The 24,350-nt window shown below is 67.8% G+C and carries 25 protein-coding genes; 17 read left to right on the forward strand and 8 right to left on the reverse strand.

Annotated elements, in window-relative coordinates; translation table 11 throughout:
• The 13 genes from H681_RS03515 (at position 1) to H681_RS03575 (ending at position 12,766) form a co-directional block, all read left to right on the forward strand.
• Entirely contained in the window at positions 1–1,059 is a 1,059-nt protein-coding gene (locus H681_RS03515) for an acyl-CoA dehydrogenase family protein (RefSeq protein ID WP_015475454.1), read from the forward strand.
• 8 nt (positions 1,060–1,067) lie between these two features.
• Positions 1,068–1,823 (forward strand): enoyl-CoA hydratase/isomerase family protein, encoded by a 756-nt coding sequence (locus H681_RS03520; RefSeq protein ID WP_157883369.1) that lies wholly within the window; start codon positions 1,068–1,070, stop codon positions 1,821–1,823.
• A 15-nt stretch (positions 1,824–1,838) separates the two neighbouring features.
• Complete coding sequence (locus tag H681_RS03525; RefSeq protein ID WP_015475456.1) at positions 1,839–2,984, forward strand: acyl-CoA dehydrogenase family protein; 1,146 nt, start codon at positions 1,839–1,841, stop codon at positions 2,982–2,984.
• Between the two features lie 48 nt (positions 2,985–3,032).
• Complete coding sequence (locus H681_RS03530; RefSeq protein ID WP_015475457.1) at positions 3,033–3,950, forward strand: SDR family NAD(P)-dependent oxidoreductase; 918 nt, start codon at positions 3,033–3,035, stop codon at positions 3,948–3,950.
• 19 nt (positions 3,951–3,969) lie between these two features.
• Positions 3,970–4,947 carry an NADH:ubiquinone reductase gene (locus H681_RS03535; protein ID WP_015475458.1) on the forward strand — a complete coding sequence of 326 codons (978 nt, stop codon included), beginning with the start codon at positions 3,970–3,972 and terminating at the stop codon, positions 4,945–4,947.
• 64 nt (positions 4,948–5,011) lie between these two features.
• The gene (locus tag H681_RS03540; RefSeq protein WP_015475459.1) at positions 5,012–6,262 is read left to right on the forward strand and encodes an OprD family porin; all 1,251 of its coding nucleotides are present in this window, start codon (positions 5,012–5,014) and stop codon (positions 6,260–6,262) included.
• 134 nt (positions 6,263–6,396) lie between these two features.
• Entirely contained in the window at positions 6,397–7,080 is a 684-nt protein-coding gene (locus H681_RS03545) for a TetR/AcrR family transcriptional regulator (RefSeq protein WP_015475460.1), read from the forward strand.
• On the forward strand, positions 7,077–8,726 hold the full coding sequence (locus H681_RS03550) for an acyl-CoA dehydrogenase family protein (RefSeq protein WP_015475461.1): 1,650 nt from the start codon (positions 7,077–7,079) through the stop codon (positions 8,724–8,726). Before H681_RS03545 ends, H681_RS03550 begins: the two co-directional genes overlap by 4 nt.
• Before the next feature lie 182 nt (positions 8,727–8,908).
• Positions 8,909–9,160 carry a type II toxin-antitoxin system HicA family toxin gene (locus tag H681_RS03555; protein ID WP_015475462.1) on the forward strand — a complete coding sequence of 84 codons (252 nt, stop codon included), beginning with the start codon at positions 8,909–8,911 and terminating at the stop codon, positions 9,158–9,160.
• Positions 9,157–9,498, forward strand: a complete 342-nt coding sequence (locus H681_RS03560; RefSeq protein WP_015475463.1) for a type II toxin-antitoxin system HicB family antitoxin — start codon at positions 9,157–9,159, stop codon at positions 9,496–9,498. The genes H681_RS03555 and H681_RS03560 overlap by 4 nt, the downstream gene beginning before the upstream one ends.
• Positions 9,499–9,743: 245 nt before the next feature.
• A complete protein-coding gene (gene amn, locus H681_RS03565; RefSeq protein ID WP_442961250.1) occupies positions 9,744–11,228 on the forward strand; it encodes an AMP nucleosidase in 1,485 nt (494 codons plus the stop codon).
• Positions 11,229–11,310: 82 nt separating this feature from the next.
• Positions 11,311–12,087: a deoxyribose-phosphate aldolase gene (deoC, locus tag H681_RS03570; RefSeq protein WP_015475465.1), complete on the forward strand. Its 777-nt coding sequence runs from the start codon at positions 11,311–11,313 to the stop codon at positions 12,085–12,087.
• 115 nt (positions 12,088–12,202) lie between these two features.
• Positions 12,203–12,766 (forward strand): SEC-C metal-binding protein, encoded by a 564-nt coding sequence (locus tag H681_RS03575; protein WP_015475466.1) that lies wholly within the window; start codon positions 12,203–12,205, stop codon positions 12,764–12,766.
• 130 nt (positions 12,767–12,896) lie between these two features.
• Here H681_RS03575 and H681_RS03580 read toward each other — a convergent pair whose 3' ends face one another.
• Entirely contained in the window at positions 12,897–13,943 is a 1,047-nt protein-coding gene (locus H681_RS03580; protein WP_015475467.1) for an MBL fold metallo-hydrolase, read from the reverse strand.
• A 147-nt stretch (positions 13,944–14,090) separates the two neighbouring features.
• Here H681_RS03580 and H681_RS03585 point away from each other — a divergent pair, with 147 nt between their 5' ends.
• Positions 14,091–14,657, forward strand: a complete 567-nt coding sequence (locus H681_RS03585) for a pseudouridine synthase (protein WP_015475468.1) — start codon at positions 14,091–14,093, stop codon at positions 14,655–14,657.
• A gap of 27 nt (positions 14,658–14,684) precedes the next feature.
• Here the strand turns inward: H681_RS03585 and H681_RS03590 are convergent, their stop codons facing one another.
• Positions 14,685–14,888: a DUF2788 domain-containing protein gene (locus H681_RS03590; protein WP_015475469.1), complete on the reverse strand. Its 204-nt coding sequence runs from the start codon at positions 14,886–14,888 to the stop codon at positions 14,685–14,687.
• 452 nt (positions 14,889–15,340) lie between these two features.
• Positions 15,341–15,820 (reverse strand): Lrp/AsnC family transcriptional regulator, encoded by a 480-nt coding sequence (locus tag H681_RS03595; protein ID WP_015475470.1) that lies wholly within the window; start codon positions 15,818–15,820, stop codon positions 15,341–15,343.
• 622 nt (positions 15,821–16,442) lie between these two features.
• Here H681_RS03595 and H681_RS26605 point away from each other — a divergent pair.
• The gene (locus H681_RS26605) at positions 16,443–17,303 is read left to right on the forward strand and encodes a DUF6515 family protein (protein ID WP_236620505.1); all 861 of its coding nucleotides are present in this window, start codon (positions 16,443–16,445) and stop codon (positions 17,301–17,303) included.
• Here H681_RS26605 and H681_RS03605 read toward each other — a convergent pair.
• From H681_RS03605 to H681_RS03615, 3 genes are read right to left on the reverse strand one after another with little or no spacing between them, the layout of a single operon-like run.
• A complete protein-coding gene (locus tag H681_RS03605; RefSeq protein ID WP_015475472.1) occupies positions 17,296–18,192 on the reverse strand; it encodes a cation diffusion facilitator family transporter in 897 nt (298 codons plus the stop codon). The genes H681_RS26605 and H681_RS03605 overlap by 8 nt on opposite strands.
• Positions 18,189–18,701 (reverse strand): DinB family protein, encoded by a 513-nt coding sequence (locus H681_RS03610; protein WP_015475473.1) that lies wholly within the window; start codon positions 18,699–18,701, stop codon positions 18,189–18,191. The genes H681_RS03605 and H681_RS03610 overlap by 4 nt, the downstream gene beginning before the upstream one ends.
• Before the next feature lies 1 nt (position 18,702).
• The gene (locus H681_RS03615) at positions 18,703–19,119 is read right to left on the reverse strand and encodes a hypothetical protein (protein WP_015475474.1); all 417 of its coding nucleotides are present in this window, start codon (positions 19,117–19,119) and stop codon (positions 18,703–18,705) included.
• A gap of 192 nt (positions 19,120–19,311) precedes the next feature.
• Between H681_RS03615 and hrpB the strand changes: the two genes are divergently transcribed.
• Positions 19,312–21,843, forward strand: coding sequence for an ATP-dependent helicase HrpB (hrpB, locus tag H681_RS03620; RefSeq protein ID WP_015475475.1), 2,532 nt, complete (start codon positions 19,312–19,314; stop codon positions 21,841–21,843).
• A gap of 156 nt (positions 21,844–21,999) precedes the next feature.
• Here the strand turns inward: hrpB and H681_RS03625 are convergent, their stop codons facing one another.
• Together H681_RS03625 and H681_RS03630 are read right to left on the reverse strand one after the other, a co-directional pair.
• Positions 22,000–22,764, reverse strand: coding sequence for a substrate-binding periplasmic protein (locus H681_RS03625; RefSeq protein ID WP_015475476.1), 765 nt, complete (start codon positions 22,762–22,764; stop codon positions 22,000–22,002).
• A gap of 104 nt (positions 22,765–22,868) precedes the next feature.
• Entirely contained in the window at positions 22,869–23,951 is a 1,083-nt protein-coding gene (locus tag H681_RS03630; RefSeq protein ID WP_015475477.1) for an endonuclease/exonuclease/phosphatase family protein, read from the reverse strand.
• 124 nt (positions 23,952–24,075) lie between these two features.
• Between H681_RS03630 and H681_RS03635 the strand changes: the two genes are divergently transcribed.
• Complete coding sequence (locus H681_RS03635) at positions 24,076–24,315, forward strand: CDGSH iron-sulfur domain-containing protein (protein ID WP_015475478.1); 240 nt, start codon at positions 24,076–24,078, stop codon at positions 24,313–24,315.
• Positions 24,316–24,350: the final 35 nt, after the last annotated feature.

Here is a 24,350-nt window from a genome sequence, read left to right on the forward strand (position 1 = left end):
ATGACCGACAACACCGCGATGGCCGAGGAGCGCGAAGAGCGCCTGCGGATGATCCGTGACAGCGCCGCCTCCCTGGTGCCGCGTGGCGGCGATTTGAGCCGGGTGCGCCGCCTGCGCTTCCAGCAGTCTGGTATCGACCGCGACGCCTGGGCCGAGGTCTGCGCCATGGGCTGGCCGGGCCTGCGCCTTGCCGAAGAACTGGGCGGCAGCGGGCTGGGGATGGGCGAGTACACCGCGCTGCTGGAAGAGCTCGGGCGCGGCCTGCTGCCCGAACCGCTGATCGAGGCGAGCCTGGTCGCTCCCTTGCTGCCCGCCGCCGAGCGCGACGCGCTGCTGGCCGGCGAGCGACTGATCCTGCCCGCTGGCATCGGCTACGAAGCCGGCGCTGCGCTGCCGGTGCTTTGCGACGGTCAGTTGCGCGGCGAGATCGCCCACGTTGCCCTGGGTGCTGCCGCCGATGCCTGGCTGGTTGCCTGCAACACCGGCCTCGCCCTGGTGCAGCACAATGCCGAGGGCCTGAGCGTTCACCAGGAACCGACCCAGGACGGCGGCCACCTGGCGCGCCTGCGCTTCGATGGCACGCCCGCGCAATTCGTCGACGCCGCGCCTGCTGCCCTCGACGAGTCGGCACTGGCCTGCGCCGCCTACCTGGTCGGCCTGATGGATGCGGCCTTCGAACAGACCCGCGACTACCTCGGCGTGCGCCGCCAGTTCGGCCGCGAGATCGGCAGCTTCCAGTCGCTGCAGCACCGCATGGTCGACCTGAAACTGCAGATCGAACTGGCCCGCGCCATCGTCGGCGAAGCGGCCACCGCGCTGGACGAAGGCGCGCCGGTCGCACAGGTGCAGCGCCTGGTGTCCACCGCCAAGGTGCGCGCCGCCGAAGCGGCCATGCTGGTGACCCGCCAGGCGATCCAGCTGCACGGCGGCATCGGCTACACCGACGAGGCCGACATCGGCCTGTTCCTGCGCCGCGCCATGGTGCTGCTCAACAGCCAGGGCTCGCTGGCCTTCCACCGGGCGCGCTACATCGCCCTGCTGCATGCGGAGGTGGCGTGATGAGCGAGATGCTGCTGCAGGAAACCCACGGCTCGGTGCGTCTGCTGCGCTTCAACAATCCGGCGCGGCGCAATGCGTTGCCATTCGCACTGCGCATGACGCTGCTCGATGCGCTGCGTGAAGCGGACGCCGACCCCAACGTGCGCAGCGTGGTGCTCACCGGTTCGGCGGAAGTGTTCAGCGCCGGCGGCGACCTCAGCGACATGAATGTCACCGACCTGAATACCGGCCGCGTGCGCATGCAGAAGAATGCCGAGCTGATCCGCCAGATGCTGCGCATGGGCAAGCCGATCATCGCCGCCATCGAGGGCTGGGCGGTGGGCGCCGGGCTGTCGGTGGCGCTGGCCTGCGACAGCCTGGTGTGCGGCGGCACGGCGCGCTTCGCCGCCGGTTTCGGCAAAGTCGGGCTGCTCGCCGATCTCGGCCAGCTGCACACCCTGCCGGCGCGTATCGGTGTCGGCCGCGCGCGGCAGGTGCTGATGTTCGGCCAGGTCATCGAAGCCGAGGAAGCGCTGCGCATCGGCCTGGTGGACCAGCTCTGCGCACCGGGAGCCGCGCTGGACGCGGCCCTCGCGCTGGCCGCGAAAGTGGAGCAACAGGCGCCGCTGCCGCTGGCCTTGACCAAGGCCCTGCTGGCCGACGGCCTGGAGCTGCTGCTCGAACGCGAAGGCGATTTCCAGAGCCAGCTGTTCCTCAGCGCCGACCATGCCGAAGGCAAGGCGGCCTTCCTCGATAAACGTTCGCCCTCTTTCAAAGGCCAGTGAGCCGAGGACATTGAAATGACCGATTACAACGCCCTCGAAGATGGCGAGTTCCGCCGGCTGGTGCGCGACTGGGTCGCCGCCAACTACCCGCAGCGCATCCGCAACCCGGCCCACCGCCTGGGCCGCGACGACACCTGGGAGTGGTACCAGGCACTGTCGAAACAGGGTTGGCTGTGCCCCGGCTGGCCGGTGCAGTTCGGCGGCATGGGCCTCGCAGCCGGCAAGCAGCTGATCATGATCGAAGAGATGGAGAACTACGGCTGCGCGCGCCTGCCCGACAGCGGCATCACCATGCTCGGCCCGCTGCTGATCCGCTACGGCAGCGACGCCCAGCGCGAGCGCTTCCTGCCGCGCATCCTCAGCGGCGAGGACATCTGGTGCCAGGGCTACAGCGAACCCAACGCCGGCTCCGACCTCGCCAGCCTGCGCACCGAGGCAGTGCTGCGTGACGGCGAGTGGGTGATCAACGGCCAGAAGACCTGGACCACCATGGGCACCGAGGCCAACTGGATCTTCGTGCTGGCGCGCACCGAGCGCAGCGCCAAGGCGCAGCAGGGCATCAGCTTCCTGCTGGTGCCGATGGACAGCCCCGGCGTCGAGGTGCGGCCGATCCTCAACCTGGAATTGCAGGGCGAGTTCTGCGAAGTCTTTTTCAACGACGTGCGCGTACCGCAGGAAAACCTCGTCGGCGCGGTGAATCACGGCTGGGGCATGGCCAAGGCGCTGCTCGGCTTCGAGCGCATCTTCCTCGGCTCGCCCAAGCAGGCCACCTTCGCCCTCGAACGCCTGGTGCGCCTGGCCCGTCACCAGGGCCTGTGGGACGACCCGGTGTTCGCCCAGCGCTTCGCCGCGCTGAGCATGGACCTGGACTGCCACAAGGCGCTCTACGAACGCTTCGCCGAACGCCTGCGGCGCGGCGAGGAACTGGGCCCGGACGTCTCCCTGCTGAAGATCCACCAGTCCGAGCTGTACCAGCGCATCAGCGAACTGGGGCTGGAGATCGCCGGGGCGGATTCGGCGCTGCAGAACCCCTTCGCCGACGATCCCGAGCTGCACCCGGCGGGCATCTTCATCCAGTCGCGGCCTACCACCATCTACGGCGGCACCAACGAGATCCAGCGCAACATCCTGGCCAAGGCCGTGCTCGGCCTGCCGAGCTGATCTGCGCGCAACGAACTCCCTGATTGAACGAACAGTAAGGAATTAGCGATGACCCAACGACTCAACGAAGGCAAGGTAGCGATCGTCACCGGCGCCGGTGGCGGCATCGGCCGCGAGATCGCCCTGGCCCTGGCCGACAGCGGCGCGCGGGTGCTGATCAACGATATCGGCGTGTCCCTGCAGGGCGAGGGCGGCTCGGCTTCCCCGGCCGAGGAAACCCTCGGGCTGATCCGCCAGCGTGGCGGCGACGGCGCCATCAACACCGACAGCGTGTCGGACTGGGACAGCGCCCGGCGCATCGTCTCCAGCGCCATCGACGCCTTCGGCCGCGTCGACATCGTGGTGAACAACGCCGGCATCCTGCGCGACACCATCTTCCACAAGATGAGCGCCGAGGACTGGCTGTCGGTGATCAACGTGCACCTCAACGGCAGCTTCTTCGTCAGCCGCGCCGCCGCCGAGCACTTCCGCGCGCAGAACAGCGGCGCCTTCGTGCACATGACCAGCACCTCGGGGCTGATCGGCAACTTCGGCCAGGCCAACTACTCGGCGGCCAAGCTGGGCATCGTCGCCCTGAGCAAGTCCATCGCCCTCGACATGCAGCGCTACAACGTGCGCTCCAACTGCATCGCGCCCTTCGCCTGGAGCCGCATGACCGACTCGATCCCGGCCGAGACGCCGGAGCAGAAGGCGCGGGTGGAAAACCTGCAGCGCATGACCCCTGACAAGAACGCGCCGCTGGCCGTGTACCTCGCTTCCGATGCAGCCAGTGCGGTCAACGGCCAGGTGTTCGCCGCGCGCAACCACGAGATCTTCCTGATGAGCCAGAGCCGTCCGCTGCGCAGCGTGCACAGCGACAACGGCTGGACCCCGCAGAGCATCGCCGAGCACGGCATGCCCGCGCTGCGCGGCAGCTTCATGGACCTGGCGCGCAGCCCGGACGTGTTCTCCTGGGACCCGATCTGAACCGCCGGAGGACAGGCGCATGTTCAAGACCCGATTCACCGAAACCTTCGGCGTCGAACACCCGATCATGCAGGGCGGCATGCAGTGGGTGGGGCGCGCCGAGATGGCCGCGGCGGTGGCCAACGCCGGCGGGCTGGCGACGCTCTCGGCGCTGACCCAGCCGACCCCGCAAGCACTGGCCGATGAGATCGCGCGTTGTCGCGAGCTCACCGACAAGCCCTTCGGCGTGAACCTCACGCTGCTGCCGACGCAGAAGCCGATCCCCTACGCGGAGTACCGCGCGGCGATCATCGAGGGCGGCATCGGCGTGGTCGAAACCGCCGGCAACAATCCCGGCGAGCACATCGCCGAGTTCCGCCAGCACGGGATCAAGGTCATCCACAAATGCACCGCCGTGCGCCATGCGCTCAAGGCCGAGCAACTGGGCGTGGACGCGGTGTCCATCGACGGCTTCGAGTGCGCCGGCCATCCGGGCGAGGACGACATTCCCGGCCTGGTGCTGCTGCCCGCGGCGGCCAATCGGCTGAGCGTGCCGATCATCGCTTCCGGTGGTTTCGCCGACGGGCGCGGATTGGTCGCGGCGCTGGCGCTGGGGGCCGATGCGATCAACATGGGCACGCGCTTCCTCAGCACCCGCGAGTGCCCGATCCATCCGCAGGTCAAGGCCGCCATCCGCGCGGCGGACGAGCGCTCCACGGACGTGATCATGCGTTCGTTGCGCAACAGTGCGCGGGTCGCGCGCAACGCCATCAGCCAGGAAGTGCTGGCCATCGAGGCGCGCGGCAACGCCACCTACGCCGACATCGCCACGCTGGTCAGCGGCCTGCGCGGGCGCACCGTCTACGAGCAGGGCGACACCGACCTGGGAATCTGGTCGGCGGGCATGGTCCAGGGCCTGATCGATGACGAACCCAGCTGCGAGGAACTGCTGCGCGACATCGTCGAGCAGGCGCGCCAGCTGATCCGCCAGCGACTGGAGGGCCTGCTCTCCGATTGATCCCGAGCGCGGCGCCTTCAGGAGCGGCGCCGCCTTCACCTCACCTGACGAAGAGACAACAACAATGAAAAGTCTTCCCGTACGGGCGCTCGTTTCGAGCATCGCCTGCCTGCCCCTGTTCGCCCACGCGGACTTCATCGCGGACAGCAAGGCGAACCTGGAGCTGCGCAATTTCTACTTCAACCGCGACTACCGCCAGAGCGGTGCCGCGCAATCGAAATCCGAGGAGTGGGCGCAGGGTTTCCTGCTGCGCTTCGAGTCGGGCTACACCGAAGGCACGCTTGGCGTGGGCGTCGATGCCCTCGGTTTGCTGGGGATCAAACTGGACTCCAGCCCTGATCGCAGCGGCTCCGGCCTGCTGCCGTACTCGGCCAGCGACAAGCGCGCCGCCGATGACTACAGCTCCCTCGGCGTGACGGCCAAGCTGCGCGCCTCGAAGAGCACCCTGAAGGTCGGCACCCTGCTGCCCAAGCTGCCGGTGGTGCAGTACAACGACACCCGCCTGGCCCCGCAGACCTTCCAGGGTGGGCTCGCCGAGATCAACGAGATCGACGGCCTCAGCGCCCAGCTCGGCCAGCTGCGCCAGGTCAAGCAGCGCGACTCGACCAACGACGAAGACCTGTCGATGACCCGTGGCAACAAGCGCAACATCGTGCTTGGCAGCCACACCAGCAGCGACCGCTTCAACCTCGCCGGCGGCACCTACCGCTGGACCGACAACCTCAGCACCAGCTACCACTACGGCGGCCTGGAAAACTTCTACCGCCAGCACTACCTGAGCGTGGTGCACACCCTGCCGATCACCGAGGGCCAGTCGCTCAAGTCGGATATCCGCTGGGCGCGCTCCACCGATGACGGCGGCAGCAATGTCGACAACCGCGCGCTCAATGCGCTGTTCACCTACCGCATCGGCGGCAGCGGTTTCGGCGTCGGTTACCAGCGCATGTCCGGCGACACCGGTTTCGCCTACCTCAGCGGCACCGACCCGTACCTGACCAACTTCGTGCAGATCGGCGACTTCGCCAACAAGGACGAACGCTCCTGGCAGGCGCGCTACGACTACGACTTCGCCGGCCTCGGCCTGCCCGGCCTGACCTTCATGACCCGCTACCTGCAGGGCGACCACATCGACCTGCTGAACGGCCAGGGGCGCGGCAAGGAGTGGGAGCGCGACACCGATATCGGCTATGTAGTGCAGAACGGCCCGCTGAAGAACCTCGGCTTCAAGGTGCGCAACGGCGCCTTCCGCAGCGACTTCGGCAACGATATCGACGAAACGCGGGTGATCGTCAGCTACCAGATGCCGCTCTGGTAATCCGCCTCTGTTGTCCCGCCGTGCGGCGGTGGCGGTTTGGCCAGAATCGCTCCGCCCGTGGCGGGAATGTCCCTTTCGGCAAAGGTCTGAACCGTGATTCACTGAATTTCATGCAGTGAATCCGGATTCAGATCATGGCTTACCGACACTCCCCAGCACGGCTGCAAAAGGACGGCGAACTGCGCGAGCGCATCCTCGAACTGGCGCTGGCGCGGGTGGCCGACGGCGGTTTTTCCGCCCTGACCATGCAGAGCCTGGCGGACGCCGCCGGCATCGCCACCGGCAGCCTCTATCGGCACTTCAGCGGCAAGGGCGAGCTGGCCGCCGAGGTTTTCGCCCGCGCCAGCCAGCGCGAGGTCGATATCCTCGGCACGCTGCTGAAAGCTCCCGGCAGCGCTTCCGAACGACTGAACCTGGGCCTGCAGCAGTTTGCCGCCCGCGCCTGGGGCAGCCGTCAGCTGGCCTTCGCGCTGATCGCCGAGCCGGTCGCCCCGGAAGTCGACGAGCAGCGCCTGATCTACCGCGAAGCCTACGCCGCGCTGTTCGTTACCCTGCTGGAGCAAGGCATCGCATCCGGCGAATTCCAGCCCCAGCCGGTGCAGCTGACCGCCGCCTGCCTGGTCGGCGCCATCGCCGAGGCCCTGATCGGCCCGCTTTCGCCGCCGGCCCGCGCCGCGCGGGATGCCGGTCATTCCGGCGTTTCCCTGGAGGACGTCAGCGACGCCCTCGCCAGTTTCTGCCTGCGCGCCGTCGGTGCGTTCCCTGCTGCTTTGCCCAAGCCTGCCCAACCCACGCCCGTTATGGAGGACCAGCCATGATCCCGCACCAGTACGCCGAAACCCACGAAGTGACCAACCAGGTACCGCCGCTGGACGGCGCCAACCTCTATCGCGTCGACCTACCGCTGCAGGAATGGGTGCGCCGCTACGGCGGCGGCTGGGCCGAGCAGAAGCTCGACGCCTATGGCGCGCTGGCCGGCGGGCCGCTGATGGCGGCGGGCTTCCTCGCCAACGAGAACAAGCCGGTGTTCAAGTCCCACGACCGCTTCGGCCACCGCGTCGACCTCGTGGAGTTCCACCCGGCCTACCACGAACTGATGCGCGCGGCCATCGAGACCGGCCTGCCCTCCATGCCCTGGACCGACCCGCGTGCCGGCGCCCACGTCGCCCGTGCGGGCCTGAGCTACCTGCACAGCCAGGCCGAGGCCGGCACCGGCTGCCCGCTGACCATGACCTTCGCCAGCGTGCCCGCCCTGCGCCTGCAGCCGGACCTCGCCGAGAAATGGCTGCCGAAGATCCTCTCCACCGAATACGACCCGCGCAACCTGCCCATCGAGCAGAAGTCCGGCGCCACCATCGGCATGGCCATGACCGAGAAGCAGGGCGGCACCGACGTACGCGCCAACACCACGCGCGCCTACCCGGTCGGCATCCCCGGGCCGGGCCAGGCCTACGAGTTGGTCGGCCACAAGTGGTTCTGCTCGGCGCCCATGTGCGACGCCTTCCTCACCCTGGCCTACACCGACAAGGGCCTGACCTGCTTCCTGCTGCCGCGCCACCGTCCGGACGGCAGCCGCAACGAGTTCTACATCCAGCGCCTGAAGAACAAGCTGGGCAACTGGTCCAACGCCTCCAGCGAAGTGGAATACCGCGGTGCGCTGGCCTGGATGGTCGGCGAGGAAGGCCGCGGCGTACCGACCATCATCGAAATGGTCGCCATGACCCGCTTCGACTGCATGGTCGGCTCCAGCTCGCTGATGCGCCAGGCGCTGACCCAGGCTGCGCACCACTGCGCCTACCGCCAGGTCGGCGGCCGCGTGCTGGCCGAACAGCCGCTGATGCAGAACGTGCTGGCCGACCTCGCCCTGGAAAGCGAAGCCGCGCTGGCCCTGACCATGCGCATGGGCCGCGCCCTGGACAATCTGCACGACGAGCAGGAGGACAAGTTCGCCCGCCTGGTCACCGCCGTGGGCAAGTACTGGATCTGCAAACGCGCCCCCGCGATGATCAACGAGGCCGCCGAATGCCTGGGCGGCGCCGGCTACGTCGAGGACACCATCCTCCCGCGCCTGTACCGCGAAGCGCCGGTCAACTCCACCTGGGAAGGCTCGGGCAACGTGCAGTGCCTGGACGTGCTGCGTGCCCTGTCGAAGGAACCCGGCGTGCTCGACGCGCTGTTCAGCGAACTCGGCGACGGCCACGGCGACGCGCGTCTGGCGTCGTTCATCGGCAACCTCAAGGCTTCCTTCGCCGACACCCAGGACATCCAGTACCGAGCCCGCCAGCTCACCGAGAACGTCGCCATCGCCCTGCAGGCCAAGCTGCTGCTGGAAGCGGGCAACTCGGTGGTCTCCGACGCCTTCATCGCCAGCCGCCTGGACGATGGCGGCCGCGTCTACGGCACCCTGCCGCGCGGGGTGAATGTGGAAGCGCTAGTGGCGCGGGCGACGCCGCATCTGGTGTGAGGAAATTTCAGTAGAAGTTTTCGGGTTGAACCGTCGCTGGTCGATCAATAGGTTGCAGGAGGAGTGTTCTTCGCCGGGACCGGGATGAGCCTCGCAGGTCTTCCTTTCGGTGCGGGCAGCTCAGTGTTGAGATTGCCTTGGTCTATAGCTGCAACTAAAATTAGTTGCAGCTGGGAGAGGGTATGTCTCAGCACGAGAAGCTGCTGGCCAAACTGCTGAACAGGCAGGCTGTGTTCACCTGGCAGGAGTTGGTTGTGCTGCTGGGTGGGCTGGGTTATCGCAAGCTCGAAGGCGATGGAAGCCGGGTCAAGTTCGACAACGGCGATCCTTGCGCGATGATCAATCTGCACAAGCCCCATCCCGGCAACGAATTGAAGGCCTATGCCAGGCGCCAGGTGATCGAGCACCTGAAAAGCGGAGGACTGATACGATGAACAACCTGCTGCAGCACCGCGGCTATTACGGGTCCATCGAGGCCAGCCCGGAAGACAACTGCCTGTTCGGCAAGCTGCTGTTCATCCGCGCCCTGATCAATTACGAAGGCGACACCGTCGCCGAGCTGGCCGGCTCGTTCAGGGCAGCGGTCGACGACTACCTGGCTGATTGCGCTGTCAGGGGCGTCGAGCCGGAAATCCCCTGCAAGGGCTCCTTCAACGTACGCGTAGGCCACGAACTGCACATGGCGGCGAGCATCGCCGCCATCCAGCAGAACATCACGTTGAACGACCTGACGCGCCGGGCGTTGAGTGAGTACATCGAGCAGCACGCCTGAGCGCGCTATCCGGGATGCCATCCTGCTCAGGAGGGTGAACAAGGCACTTCCAGCAGCTTGGGACGGCCCGACAAGCGATATACGAAAATGGAATGCAGTCGCTTCATTCCGGCTGTCATCCGCACTCGCGGTCGCGGATTCTGTCATAGGCTTTCTTCAACTCTTCCGCTCGTCTTGCCGGTTCGGAATCTGTCATCCCTTTCTGTGACGGAAGCAGGCAAGATGGAGCTGATCGTTCAGACAGGATGCCCACCATGAGTCTTACGACTGGTGACGAGTTCTTCGTCGCCCAGACCGCCGAAGAGGCCGTCGATCAACTGGCCGTGTTGCACGAGCGAGCCACCGGCGCCCTGAACCAGGCGCTCAAGCGCTACCTGAAGGAGCGCACGGTGCCCGACGCCGAGCAGCGCAGCCTGTTCCGCTACCCGGAATTGCGGGTGGTCTACCTGTGCCAGGGCGAGGTGCCGTCCACCACCCGCGCCTACGCCAAGGTCCAGGTGCCCGGTACCTATGCGGTGACCATCACCCAGCCCAAGGCCTTCCGCAAATACCTGCTGGAGCAACTGCGCCCGCTGATGGATGACTTCACCGTGCGGGTGGAGGTCGGCATCAGCCAGCAGAACATCCCCTATCCCTACGTGGTGGAGGGCGGCGACGAGCTGGGCGGCTCCGGCGTGACCGCCGCGGAGCTGGCGCGAGTGTTCCCCAGCACCGACCTGTCCGCCACTTCCGACGGCATCGCCGACGGCCTGTATGAATGGGAAGGCGCCGACCCGATGCCGCTGGCGCTGTTCCACGCCGCGCGCACCGACTTTTCCCTGCGCCGCCTGGTGCACTACACCGGCAGCGACTGGCGGCATGTGCAGCCGTGGATCCTGCTGACCAACTACCACCGCTACGTCGACCAGTTCATCCACCTGGGCCTGGAACGCCTGCGCGACGACCCGCGCTTCGTGCGCATGGTCCTGCCGGGCAACGTGATCATCGAGCGTGGTACCGACGAGGGCGAGGCCAATGCCATCGTCGCCGGTGTCGAGTGGCACCGCTTCCAGATGCCGGCCTACCACCTGATCGCCGAGGACGGCGACGGCGTGACCCTGGTGAACATCGGCGTAGGCCCGTCCAACGCGAAGAACATCACCGACCACCTGGCCGTGCTGCGTCCGCATTGCTGGCTGATGGTCGGCCACTGCGGCGGCCTGCGGCAGTCGCAGACCATCGGCGACTACGTGCTGGCCCACGCCTACATGCGCCGCGACGGCATCCTTGACCGCGTGCTGCCGCCGCACATCCCGATCCCGGCGCTGGCCGAGGTGCAGGTGGCGCTGCAGGAGGCCGCCGCGCTGGTCACCGGCGAGCGTGGCGAGCAGCTCAAGCGCCGCCTGCGCACCGGCACCGTGCTGACCTACGACGACCGCAACTGGGAGCTGCACTGGGCCCAGGAGCGCCCGCTGATCAACCTGGCGCGCGCCATTGCGGTTGACATGGAAAGCGGCACCATCGCCGCCCAGGGCTACCGCCTGCGGGTGCCCTACGGCACGCTGCTGTGCGTGTCGGACAAGCCGCTGCACAGCGAGATCAAGCTGCCCGGCGCGGCCACCGCGTTCTACCAGCGCGCGGTGAGCCAGCACCTGTCGATCGGCATCGCCGCCGTCGACCTGCTGCGCACCCAGCTCAATTCGCTGCACTCGCGCAAGCTGCGCAGCTTCGACGAGCCGCCGTTCCGCTGATCTGCGACAGGGCGCGGAGCGCCTGCCGGGGCGATGGTGATCGCCCTGGCAGCCTGAGGAAAGCCGATGGAGATTGTTGCCGATGACCGATCCTCGCAAGACCCCGGCGGGCCGCGTGCTCGCCCTGCTGGACCTGACTTCGCTGAATGCCGGCGATGACCTGCAAAGCACCGTGGACCTCTGCCGCCGCGCGCTGACGCCCTACGGCGAGGTGGCGGCGGTGTGCGTGTGGCCGAAGCTGGTGCATGTTGCCCGGCGCACGCTCAATACCCTGGGCGGGCGCGATGTGCGGGTCGCCAGTGTGTGCAACTTCCCCAGTGGCGACGCGCCGTTGGCCGACGTGGTGGAGGAGGTGCGCAAGACTCTCGCCGAGGGCGCCGACGAGATCGACCTGGTCTACCCCTGGCGCAAGCTCAAGGCTGGCCAGGAGACCGGTGCAGTGGAGCTGATCCGCACCTGCAAGACGCTGTGCGGGCCTTACCACCGGCTCAAGGTGATCCTGGAGACCGGCGAGCTGGCCGACCCGGAACTGATCCGCTCGGCCTGCCGTGAAGCCATTGCCGGCGGCGCTGACTTCCTCAAGACCAGCACCGGCAAGACTATGGTTCACGCCACGCCCGAAGCCGTGCGGGTGATGCTCGAAACCATCGAGGAGGAGGGCGGCAAGGTCGGCTTGAAAGTCTCCGGCGGACTGCGCACGCTGGCCGATGCGCAGGTCTACGTGACGCTCGCGGAGGAGCGTTTCGGCGCCGCCTGGATCAAGCCGGAGCACCTGCGTTTCGGCGCATCCGCGCTGCTCGACGACCTGCTGCGCGAGCTGAGCGGCGAGGCGCAGCCGATCTCCACGCGGGACTATTGATCGCCCTGCGTTGACTCCGCCCCGGGCGAGCCTAGAATGCTCGCCTTTCGCACCACGGGGAACCGTGGCGCGTCCCTCCGGTCGGACCTTCGCCGACCTTTCCGCTGGTGATCCCATGCCGTTCCGCGCCCCTTCGCACCTCACCAACCCGCTGCGCCGTTTCGCCCGCCGTCTGGTGGAAAACGCTACGCCCGAAGTCGCCGCGCCGCTCCCACTGCCCGACAGCATCGCTGGCGAACCCTGGTTCTCCGTGGGCAAGGCGGTGGCAGGCCTGGGCGGCGAACGGGTGGATGGCTGGTGCCTGGAAGAGTGGCCGGGGCTGGCCTTGCGCGCCCGTTTCAGCGCCTGCTGGCGCGACGCCCAGGGCCGCCTGTGGAACGTGCTTCCGGGCGGTGAAGCCATCGCCTTCCTGCCGGACCCGAAGCGCCGCTACGAAGGTGTGCCGCTGGCCGAACAGCTGCACGCGCTGGAGCGTGACGAGCTGCTGGAAGACTACCTCTGGCTCTGCCGCGAACTGGGCAAACCGCAGCTGGACGACGAGTGCCGGGAAGTCCGTGACTCCATGCGCCAGCGCCTGGAAAGCTGGCTGGAGCTGGGTGGCCGTGGCGACAAGCCGTGCCCGTGCAACAGCGGCAAGCGCTATCGCAACTGCTGCAGCAAGCGGGTGCGAGAGAACTGACCCTCCTTGTAGGAGCGAGCCTGCTCGCGATCTCTTGAAGCACCGGTGCAGGTGCCGACCGATCGCGGACAAAGTCCGCTACTACCCAGGGCCGGCCGTAGTAGCGGACTTTGTTCGCGATGGCTTGTACCTACAGTGATGCGTCCGGCATCAGTGGAACGAGCCACTGTTCCCCCGGCTTCGGCGCTCGGAAGCGCTCCGGCGTCACACCACGTTGCTGCAGCGCTGTTGCCAGGTCGCTGAGCGGGGTGAACTGCCCTTCGTCGCTCAGGCGGAAGGTGCCGAAATGGATCGCCATGCTGCACTGCGAATCGAGCTGCTGATGTGCCTGTACGGCGTCGTCCGGGTTCATGTGGTGGTGGCGCATGAACCAGCGCGGTTCGTAGGCGCCGATGGGCAGGGCGGCGAAGCGCATCGGGCCGAAGCGCTGGTGCATCAGCTTGAACTCCTCGCCCAGGCCGGTATCGCCGGGGAACAGCACCGGGCCGTCCGGCGACTCCAGCACGAAGCCCAGCCACAGGGTGCGGTTGGTGTCGCGTCGCGAGCGCGCCGACCAGTGCTGCGCCGGTACGCCGGTGAGCAGCATGCCCTCGGGCATCGGCAGGCTCTGCCACCAGTCCAGTTCCACCATGTCGGTGAAGCCGCAGGCGCGGATGAGATCGCCGTTGCCCAGCCCAGTCACCACCTTGGCGTCCGGGAAGCGCCGCGCCAGTTCGCGCAGGCTGCCGATGTCCAGATGGTCGTAATGGTTGTGGCTGACCAGGATCAGGTTGATCGGCGGCAGTTCGTCCAGCGCCAGTCCCGGCGGGTGATGGCGGCGCGGGCCGATGAAGCTGAACGGGCTGGTGCGCTTGCACCACAGCGGGTCGGTGAGGATGTTCAGTCCGCGATGCTGGATCAGCAGGGTGGCGTGGTTGATGTAGGTGACGCGCAGCTCCGCGCCGCTGACCCGGGCCTGTATGTCCGGGCGCGTGGCCGGGCCCGGCTGGTCGAGCCAGGGCGTCTGGCGGCCGCGCTCGCGTTGCCACTTGAGGAAGGCGCGCAGGCCGTGGTGCGGCTGGCGGTCGAGGTTGTGGAAGCGTTGTCCGTCGAAGTTCGCGGTCTGCGGGCCGCGGTAGCGGGCGCCGAGGCGGCCGCTGAGGCTGCGCAGGGTGATCAGCCAGGTGGGATGGCTCATGGGTAGGCTCTTGCGGTGGGGGCTCGGCACAACCTAGCATGCCGGGCATTCGCTTTACCCTCATCTCCGGTTACCAGTCTTTTCGCCATGTCCCGTCCGCCTCGTCCCGCTTCCCGCCGTCCCGCTCCCCGCCCTGCGCCGCGCCGCGTGGCCAAGGCGCCGCCGGCACAGCCGCGGCTGATCCTGCTGAACAAGCCGTTCGACGTGCTGACTCAATTCAACGATAGCGAGGGCCGGGCGACCCTGAAGGATTTCGTCGAGGTGCCGGGCGTCTATCCTGCCGGACGGCTGGACCGTGACAGCGAAGGCCTGTTGCTGCTGACCAACGACGGCTGCCTGCAGGCGCGCATCGCCGACCCCAGGCACAAGTTGCCCAAGACATATTGGGTGCAGGTGGAAGGGGAGCCGAGCGACGAGCAGCTCGAACAACTGCGCAAGGGCGTGCAACTCAATGACGGCCCGACCTTGCCGGCCGAGGCACGGCGGCTGGACGAGCCGCAGCTGTGGGAGCGCAACCCGCCGGTGCGCTTCCGCAAGTCGGTGCCGACGGCCTGGCTGGAGCTGGTGATCCGCGAGGGCCGCAACCGCCAGGTGCGACGAATGACGGCGGCCGTCGGCCTGCCGACCCTGCGCCTGGTACGCGTGCGGATCGGGCCGTGGAGCCTGGACGGTTTGCCGCCGGGGCAGTGGCGGGACGTCAGCCCCGAGCTCTGAGAGCCGGGGCGAGTGCGGGAGAAGGCGTCAGAAGCCGCCTTCGAGCCCCGCGACGACGACGGACTTGATCAGGAAGCCAAGCACGCCCAGGCCCAGGGCGAAGAACAGCACCATGGTGCCCATGCGGCCGGCCTTGGACTTCTTCGCCAGGTCCCAGACGATGAAGGCCATGAACAGGATCAGGCCGGTCACCAGGCCATACATCATCCAGTCTTCGAAACTTTCGTTCATTGCTGCTCCTGCCCGGTGCGGGGGTTGTCCGAGGGACGCCGGGGCTGAGGGTGGTGGTGGAGAAGGCGCGCATTATACGCATCTGGTTGTTTGATGATCAGGGGTGTTCATAAATTGATCAGACCTTGCTGCGGGAGAGGTGGAACACCCTTGAATATCCCGCCAGAGGCTGGCTGGCGGGGAAATTTCCGGTAATGGATTGGTCTGGCGGTATGCGGGGTGCGGTGCTGTGTCGCAGGTGCGGCAGATGTTGCAGGAGCGAGCTTGCTCGCGAACGGGGTAGTGCCGGGTTTGCAGGTGGATCGCGGACAGAGTCCACTTGTACGAAAGCCGTGCGGACCTCACCCCGCAAGCGGACTCCATTCGTGATAAGACGTGATACAGGCGACAAGGCACCGGCGAAGTGCGGTTCGCGAGCGAGCTCGCTCCTGCGAAGAACGTCAACTCTGCGATCAAACCCGCAGGTGATCCAGCGGCAGTTCGGTACTGGCCAGCACGTTGCGCAGCACGAAGCTCGACCGCACGCTGGTGACGCCCTCGATGCGGGTCAAGGTTCCCAGCAGGAAGTGCTGGTAGCGTTCCATGTCCGGCACCATCACCTTGAGCTGGTAGTCCGCGTCCATCCCAGTCACCAGGCTGCATTCCAGCACTTCCGGGCATTTGCCGATGATCTGCTGGAAGTGCTCGAAGCGCTCCGGGGTGTGGCGGTCCATGCCGATCAGGACGAAGGCGGTGAGGCTCAGGCCGAGCTTCCTGCTGTCGAGCAGGGCGACCTGGCGGACGATGTAGCCGTCGTCTTCCAGCTGTTTGACCCGCCGCGAGCAGGGCGAGGGCGACAGGCCGATGCGTTCGGCCAGCTCCTGGTTGGAGATGCGCGCGTCGCGTTGCAGTTCGGCGAGAATACGCAGGTCGTAGCGGTCCAGCTTGTCCATGAAAGCCTCGTATTTCAGATCAATTGCGCTTTTTTCGTAAATTCTAGTTAATCATTGCTATGCTTGTGCCTATATGAGCAATATTAGCAATCATTTTCCTGTTCTGTCGCCGTACTATTTCTTCCAGATTCACGGCCCGGACACTACGTCCCCAGCGATCCGCCCAATCAGGCGCTTCGCGGCCCGCCGATCCCACCGGATCGTGCCGGCCCCCGGGCTACGCACTGCCCAGAAGGCGGAGCGAGGTGAGCCGGCGCCAACAGCGACGAGCAGGACGAGATTCACGAAGGGAGGCTGACGAGCCTCCCTTTTTTCTTGCCCGCGATTTTTCCGCCATCTTTACCCCGACTTTACTCAACGCCTTGCAATACGCGGCCTGCGCCGTGGTCTATGGCAGTGTCACATCACTGTTTTCGGCCCAGGCCGAAGTGAGGAGTCCATGAAGTCGGGCATCTGGCCGTTCGCCGGGTTCGCTGTGCTCTCGCTGGCCATTGCTGCCCAGGCGTTGGCGGCAAGCCCGCCGGATCAGTACGGCCCGTCCCAGGGGCGGCCCGGCGCGAGCCAGGGCGGTAATGCCGGGGGCGGACGGGGGCCGATGTCCCGTGAGGGGCCGAGTCTTCCCATGAGTCGCTGGCAGCAGCGTCCGGCACAGAACGATGGCGGACACTGGCAGGGCCGGCCACCGGCCAGCAACGGCGGGCAATGGCACGGGCGCCCAGGCGATCACGACTGGCAGGGCAACCCGTCGGGCCACAACGGAGGGCAGTGGTTGGGGCGTCCTCCCACGACCAATCTCAATCCGGGGATGCGCCCGCCGAGCGACCGCGATCAATGGAAAGGCCGTCCCATTGGCAACACTCCCCATTGGCAGGGCGATCATTCCGACCGGCCCGGTTGGCAAGGCGGTTCGCGCCCGCCACCCGGAGGCTGGCAGGGGCGTCCGCCGCCGGCCCACGGCAACTGGGGGCCGCACCCGTCGTACTGGCGTCCGGGGTATGTGGTGGGCGGGGTGCCGGCAGGGCATTACCGTGTGCCTTACCGCGGCGTGGATTACTTCTTCAACGACGGCTACTGGTATCGCCCGTATGGCTCGCGCTACGTGGTGGTGACGCCGCCCTATGGCGTGCGGGTGCGCTATCTGCCGCCTTACGCCGAGCAAGTGTGGATCGGCAGCATCGGTTATTTCCTGGCTGCCGGGACCTACTACCTGTGGCAGGCCGGCGCGCAGGAATACGAGGTGGTGCCATCGCCCGTGGAACAACCGCTGGTGGCGCAGACGGCCTACGATGTGGTCGCCTACCCGTTGTACGGCCAGGGGCCGGAGCAGCAGAACCGCGACCGCTACGAATGCCACCGCTGGGCCGCCGGCCAGAGCGGCTTCGACCCGGCTTCGGCCAGCTACGCGCCCCCGGCCTACACCGCCGACAACTACCGCCGTGCCCTCGGCGCCTGCCTGAGCGGACGTGGCTACAGCGTCAACTGATGGTCTCTTTGCCCACCACTTCCTGCGGGTCGGCGTGCACCAGCACCTCGGCCCGCGGGAACTCCTTGTGGATCGCCAGCACCGCTTCGTCGCACAGCCGATGCGCCTTGGACAGCGTCAGCTCGCCGGGCAGCTCCAGGTGCAGCTGGACGAACCAGTGGGTGCCGGAAATCCGCGTGCGCAGGTCGTGGGCGCCGAGCACGCCGGGCACCTCGCGCACCAGTTCGAGCATGCGCGTGCTGACGTCCGGCGGCAGTTCCTCGTCCATCAGCACCGCGACGGATTCGCGGGCGATCTGGAAGGAACTCCAGAGGATGTACAGCGCAATGCCCAGGCCGAAGATGGCGTCCATCTGCTGCCAGCCGAATTGCGCCAGCAGCAGGGCGACCAGGATGCTGCTGTTGAGCAGCAGGTCCGAGCGGTAGTGCAGCGAGTCCGCGCGGATGGCATTGGAGCCGGTGATCCTCACCACATAGCCCTGCACCATCAGCAGGGCGGCGGTGAGCGCCAGGGACAGCGCCATCACCGCGATGCCCCAGCCGGCGGCCTCCACCGGCTGCGGGTGCTGCAGGCGGTCGATGGCCTGGGTGCCGACCAGCACCGCACTGACCGCGATGAACAACGCCTGGGCCAGCCCCGAGAGGGATTCGGCCTTGCCGTGGCCGTAGCGGTGGTCGTCGTCCGCCGGGCGGATGGCGTAGTGCACCGCCAGCAGATTGAGGAAGGAGGCGGCGCCGTCGAGCAGCGAGTCGGTCAGGCCGGCGAGCAGGCTGACCGAACCGCTGAACCACCAGGCGATGGCCTTGGCCACCACCAGGGTGATGGCCACGCCGAGCGACGCGAAGGTCGCCAGCCGCAGTAGTTGGGAGTGGCTGGCGTGGGTGATCATGTGTCCATGCGATTGGGTAGGAAGTAGATGTAATCCAGCAGCGGCGCCTTCTGGCCGATGGCGGTCAGCGCTGCGCTCATCTGGCCACGGTGGTGGGTGCCGTGGTTGACTAGGTGCTGGACGATGTTGGCCAGGCTCTGGCGGTGCACCTGGCCGGCCATGTTGCGGTAGTCCAGTTGGCTGCCGAGGGTGGCGTCGGTCTGTTTGTCGAGCCACAGCCGCCAGGCGTCGACGCCCTCCTTGAGGAAGGCCTCGAGGCCGGCGCGATCGGGCGCCGCCTCGGCGTCCAGGCGTTCGAACTGCCAGGGCTCTCGTTGCACACGGGCGAACCAGATGCGATCGACCACCGCCAGGTGATTGAGGGTGTCGTGCAGGCTGCCGAAGAACAGCCCGCGCGGCGCGCGATAGGCCGTCTCATCCAGGGGCGCCACGGCCTCCAGGATGCGTTCGTAGGCCCACTGGTGGTACACCAGGAGTTGCCGAAGATGTGTCGCGAGAGCGCCGTGCATATCAAGCCTCCGGGTGCAGACCCAGGCTGGCGAGTTGTTGGAGACCGCCGCTGCGCTGGATCAGACGCGGGTCGTCCAGGGGCAGGCTGCGGCCGGTTTCACGCTCGAGGATCGCCTTGAGTTTAGCCTTGTCGACGCTTCCGTCTTCGCTCACGGCATCCTTGAGTTTTTCCGGCGCGACCGAGTACTTGGCATCGGGCAGATAGATGGCGCCGGTGGCGAAGTCTACGCCGAAGGCGATCAGGCCCGGGATGATGTAGAACAACAGACCGATGGCGTCGAAGGCGACGATGGCCGGGTCGATGCGGCCGTCGATCTGGCCGCGGCGGTCGGGGTAGAACAGGGTGCCGCAGGCCGTCAGTTGGCTGAACAGGGTGGCGCAAAGAACCGCGCAGGACACACGGGTGGCGAGACGCATGGATAACCTCCGGGAGGATGATGCGGATAACTATATCAACGAGCCGCTCCGCGCTGCTGGCAGATTCGCACTATGTGGGCGCTCGCTGTTTCTAAGACTGCTGAGTCGACCTCGTGGTTCGCCCGGTATAATCGCCGCCTCCCGCGTCCGCCGGGTTACCGCGGCATGACGTTTGAACCTCACGGAGCCGGCATGAACCTCCTTCCCATCGACAGCGTCCTTCCCGAGCTGCGCCAGGCCCTGGCCGCTCGCCACGAGGTGGTGCTGGAAGCGCCGCCCGGCGCGGGCAAGACCACCCGGGTGCCGCTGGCGCTGCTCGATGAGCCGTGGCTGGCCGGGCAATCGATCCTGATGCTGGAGCCGCGCCGCCTTGCCGCCCGCGCCGCCGCCGAGCGCCTGGCCGCCGAACGGGGTGAGAGGGTGGGTGAAACGGTGGGCTACCGCATCCGCCTGGACAGCAGGGTCGGCCCGAAGACCCGCATCGAAGTGGTCACCGAAGGCATCCTCGCCCGTCGCCTGCAGGACGACCCGGCGCTGGAGGGCGTCGGCCTGGTGATCTTCGACGAGTTTCATGAGCGCAGCCTCGACGCGGACCTCGCCCTGGCGCTGACGCTGAACGGCCGCGCGCTGCTGCGCGACGAGCCGCCGCTGAAGGTGTTGGTGATGTCGGCGACGCTGGACGGCGAGCGCCTGTCCGCGTTGCTCGAGGAGGCGCCGGTGGTGCGCAGCGACGGCCGCATGTTCCCGGTGGATATCCGCTGGGGGCGCCCCTGGCAGACTGGCGAGTTCATCGAGCCGCGGGTGGTGCAGACGGTGCAGCAGGCGCTGGCCGACGAGTCTGGCAGCCTGCTGGTGTTCCTGCCCGGCCAGGCGGAGATTCGCCGGGTCGCCGAGCAACTGGGCGAAGCGTTGGCCGGGCGCCCGGAAATCCTCATCTGCCCCCTGCACGGCGAACTCGATCTCGATGCCCAGCGCGCCGCCATCGAGCCGGCGCCGACGGGCAAGCGCAAGGTGGTGCTGGCCACCAATATCGCCGAGACCAGCCTGACCATCGACGGCGTGCGCGTCGTGGTGGATGCCGGGCTGGCGCGGGTGCCGCGCTTCGATCCGGGCAGCGGCATGACCCGCCTGGACACCCAGCGCATCTCCCGCGCCTCCGCCACCCAGCGCGCCGGTCGCGCCGGGCGCCTGGAGCCGGGCGCCTGCTACCGGCTGTGGTCGGAAGCGCAACATGAGCAGTTACCGGCCTATGGCACGGCGGAAATCCTCCAGGCCGACCTTGCCGGTCTCGCTTTGCAGTTGGCGCGCTGGGGCGTGGCCCCGCAGGAGCTGGCCTGGCTCGACCTGCCGCCCGCCGCCGCTTATGCCCAGGCCCTCGACCTGCTGGAGCGCCTGGGCGCGCTGGCTTCCCGCGCCGGTGGCGGCAGCCTGACGCCCCACGGCCAGGCGATGGCCGAACTGCCGGCGCACCCGCGCATCGCGCACCTGCTGCTGCGCGGTCACGCACTCGGGCTGGGCGCGCTGGCCTGCGACCTCGCCGCGCTGCTCGGCGAGCGTGACATCCTGCGCGGCAACGACGCCGACCTGCACCACCGCATCGCCCTGCTGGCCGGCGAGCAGAACGGTCCGCGCGCCAGTCGTGGCACGGTGCAGCGGGTGCGCCAGCTGTCGCGGCAGTTCAAGGGGTACTTGCGCGGCCCGGCCCGCGAGCCGGTGAGCGATCCCGATCATCCGCGCTGGCTGGGCGGTCTGCTGGCGTTCGCCTATCCGGACCGCATCGCCCGCCAGCGCCGTGCCGGCGGCGGCGAGTACCGCCTGGCCAATGGCCGCGCCGCGCTGTTCGGCGAGCCGGACGCGCTGATGAAGGAGCCCTGGCTGGTGATCGCCGACCTCGGCAGCCGCCAGGGCCAGCGCGAGGAGCGCATCTATCTGGCGGCGGCGCTGGAGCCGGCGCTGTTCGAATCGATCCTGGCCGAGCAGGTCAGCGTCCACGACGAGCTGGACTGGGACGAGCGCGAAGGCGTGCTGCGTGCCGAGCGCCAGCGCAAGGTCGGCGAGCTGGTGCTGGCCAGCGAAGCCTTGCCCTCGCTCGACGAGGAAGCGCGCAGCCGTGCGTTGCTCGGCCTGGTGCGGCGCAAGGGCCTGGAGTTGCTGCCGTGGACGCCGGAGCTGCGCCAGTGGCAGGCGCGGGTCGCGTTGCTGCGCAGACTGGACCTGGAGAGCAAGGGCGAAAGCGAGTGGCCGGACGTCAGCGATGCCGCGCTACTGGACTCGCTGGAGGACTGGCTGCTGCCGTACCTGGGCAAGGTTTCGCGGCTGGCGCATTTCGCCAACCTGGAGCTGGCCGGGATTCTCCACAGTGTGCTGCCCTGGCCGCTGCCGCAACGATTGGACGAGCTGGCGCCGCGTACCTTGCAGGTGCCGTCCGGCTCGAACATCCGCCTGGACTACAGCGAGTTCCCGCCGGTGCTCGCCGTGCGCCTGCAGGAGCTGTTCGGGCTGGCCGACACCCCGCGTATCGCCGGCGGCCGGCTGGCGGTGAAGCTGCACCTGTTGTCGCCGGCGCAACGGCCGGTGCAGGTGACCCAGGATCTGGCCAACTTCTGGCGCAGCACCTATGCGGAGGTGAAGAAGGACCTGAAGGGGCGCTATCCCAAGCATTACTGGCCGGATGATCCGCTGATCGCCGAGCCGACGGCGCGGGCGAAGCCGCGCAAGGTGTGAGCGCGCCGCGCCAGCCCTGCCCCAAGGGGGGAGGGCCACGAGGGCTCTTGTAGGAGCGGATTCACCCGCGATGCTCCTGCGTGGGGGAAGACCCGATCACTGACGCTACAGGTGTCGGGATGCAGGGCCGCCTGTTCTCGCAGGATGGGTATCGCTTTACGGCAACTCCATCTCATATCCCGCCGCCTTCAACTCGTCGTAGGCGCGGTCGAGCTGTGCGCGCAGCGCCTCGGCATGGGGCGCGCGGCGGGAGACGATGAGTTTGGTCGGCACGCTGTACAGCCGGTCGAAGGCCAGCGGCGCCATCCCCAGTTCGCGGCGGGCCTGTTCCACGGGCGCCTGGTAGTCGATCAGGTAGTCGCCGCGCTGGCGGTCGAGCATCTGCAGCGCCGCCACGTGGGTGCTGGTGCGGTGCAGTTCCAGTTTCAGGTGCGGGTCGTCCAGCATGTCGGTGATCGGTTTCCAGTAGCTGTAGCCGCTGATCAGGATGATCCGGCTGCCAGCCAGTCCCTGCGGCAGTTGTGGCGCATCGTGCGAGGGCAGGCGGTAGAGGTTGAGGTCGGCGTGGCCGAGCGTGCGCTCGCACTCCAGGGTGCTGCCAACCAGCTCGGGCTTGCCGGGGGCGCCGGCCCATAGCTGTACGCTGCCGTCCTGCAGGCCGAGGTACAGGCGCGCGCTGGGCAGCGAGCGGAAGCGGGCGCGGTAGCCGGCCTTGAGCAGGATGCGCCGGACCATCTCGGCGCCGCTGCCGCGGGTGCTGCCGTCGGGGGCGGTGTAGGTGTAGGGCGGAAATTCGTAGTAACCGACATCCAGCACCGGCAGCGGGTGCGGCAGGCGGTCGGCCAGGCCGGGGTTGTCACGGGCACTGGCCTGGAGGCAGAACAGCATGGCGATCAGCCAGGCGATACGGCGAAGGAGCATGGCTACCTGGGGCGAGGATTATCGTTGTCGTATGTCGCTGGCGCAGCATGCGTCGGGGCCGGCGCTCTTGTCCAGCCTTGGCCGGCGAGGGCGTGCGGCAGCGCTCAGTGTGGCAGCAGGAAGCGCCCGTTGAGCGGCAGGTGGTTGGAGATGCGCAGGGTATCGTTGCGCCGCACACCCGCGTCGATGCGGTTCAGCCGGGAGCTGTAGAACAGGTAGTCGAGGGTGCGGTCGGGGTTGTGCACGCGCGGGTCGTTGGGGAAGTGGGTGTACCACTGTTCCTGCTCGGCGCCGCTGGATTCCTGCACCGCCGGGATCACCGGGAAACGCGCCGCCAGCAGGTTCAGCTCGCTGTTGGCGCGGTAGGGCGCGCGCAGCACGTCGGGCAGGTAGGGGTACTGGCCCAGCGGCAGCAGGCCGAGATCGCCCCCGAGCAGCCACGGCTGGCCGGCGGCCTGCAGGCGGCTGAGGTGGGCTTCCAGGGCTTCGACCTGGCGCTGCGGGGTGTCGTCGCCGTTCGGGCGCTCCAGTCGGGTATTGATCACCGTGAGCCGGCCGCCGCCGCGGATCGGCAACTCGCTCTGCAACAAGGCCGGCTGCGGCGCGAACAGGCGCAGCAGCGGGATCGACGCGCGCTGCGGCAGGGCGATGCGTTCGCCGCCGCTGATCTGGAAGCGGCTGAAGGTCACCAGCTTGCGCCCGGCGCTGCCGAACACGTGGGGGTTGGGATCGAAGTGCGCCTTCCAGTCGAAGGCGGCGGTGGAGCAGGGGTAGAGGTCGGTCAGGCGGTCGCCGAGCAGGGCCTGCTGGTCCTGCTTGCCGGTGGCCGCCGCGCCATCGTCGACTTCCTGCAGCAGCACGATGTCCGGCGCTTCGTCGCGGATCACCCGTACCACTTCGTCGAGGCTGTAGGCGATGTCTTCGGCGCTGGGCTTGTCGTCCGGTCCGGTGGTGTCGGGCAGGTCGTCCCAGAAGATGTAGCGCTTGCCGGCCAGGTACTGGACGTTCCAGGTCATCACCTTCAGTGCCTGCCCCGGTTGCAGCTGCGGCGCCGGGGAGCGGCATTGCGCGGCCACCGGCTCCCGCTCGGCGGGACGCCAGGCCAGCAGCCAGGCGCCGACGGTCGCGGCGAGCAGCAGGACGATGAGCAGCAGGAACAGGACGCGACGCGGCAACGAGAGGTTCATGGAGCTTAGGGACTATCCTAGATGTGCGAGAGGATAGTGTTTGTGACCGCGCATTTCACCTGTGCGTTTCCCTCACGAAGCATTCTGCAACCTTGAGGCGCGGTTGCGCCGGGAGGTTCGTCCCATGACCGAGGCCTTGATAGCCCAGCGCGGACCCTATGCGGTGGAGGTCCACGCCGGCGAAGGCTATTTCTGGTGCCGCTGCGGCCGCAGCGCCAGCCAGCCGTTCTGCGACGGCTCGCACAAGGGCACCGGCCTGCTGCCATTGAAGTACCACGCCGAGCGGGACGAGCTGCTGTTCTTCTGCGGCTGCAAGCACAGCCACACGCCGCCGTGCTGCGACGGGACCCACGCGTCCCTCTGAGAGCCTGCTCAATGTCTGCCTGCACTTGCTCATGC

The sequence above is a fragment of the Pseudomonas sp. ATCC 13867 genome, assembly GCF_000349845.1.
Classification (GTDB): domain Bacteria; phylum Pseudomonadota; class Gammaproteobacteria; order Pseudomonadales; family Pseudomonadaceae; genus Pseudomonas.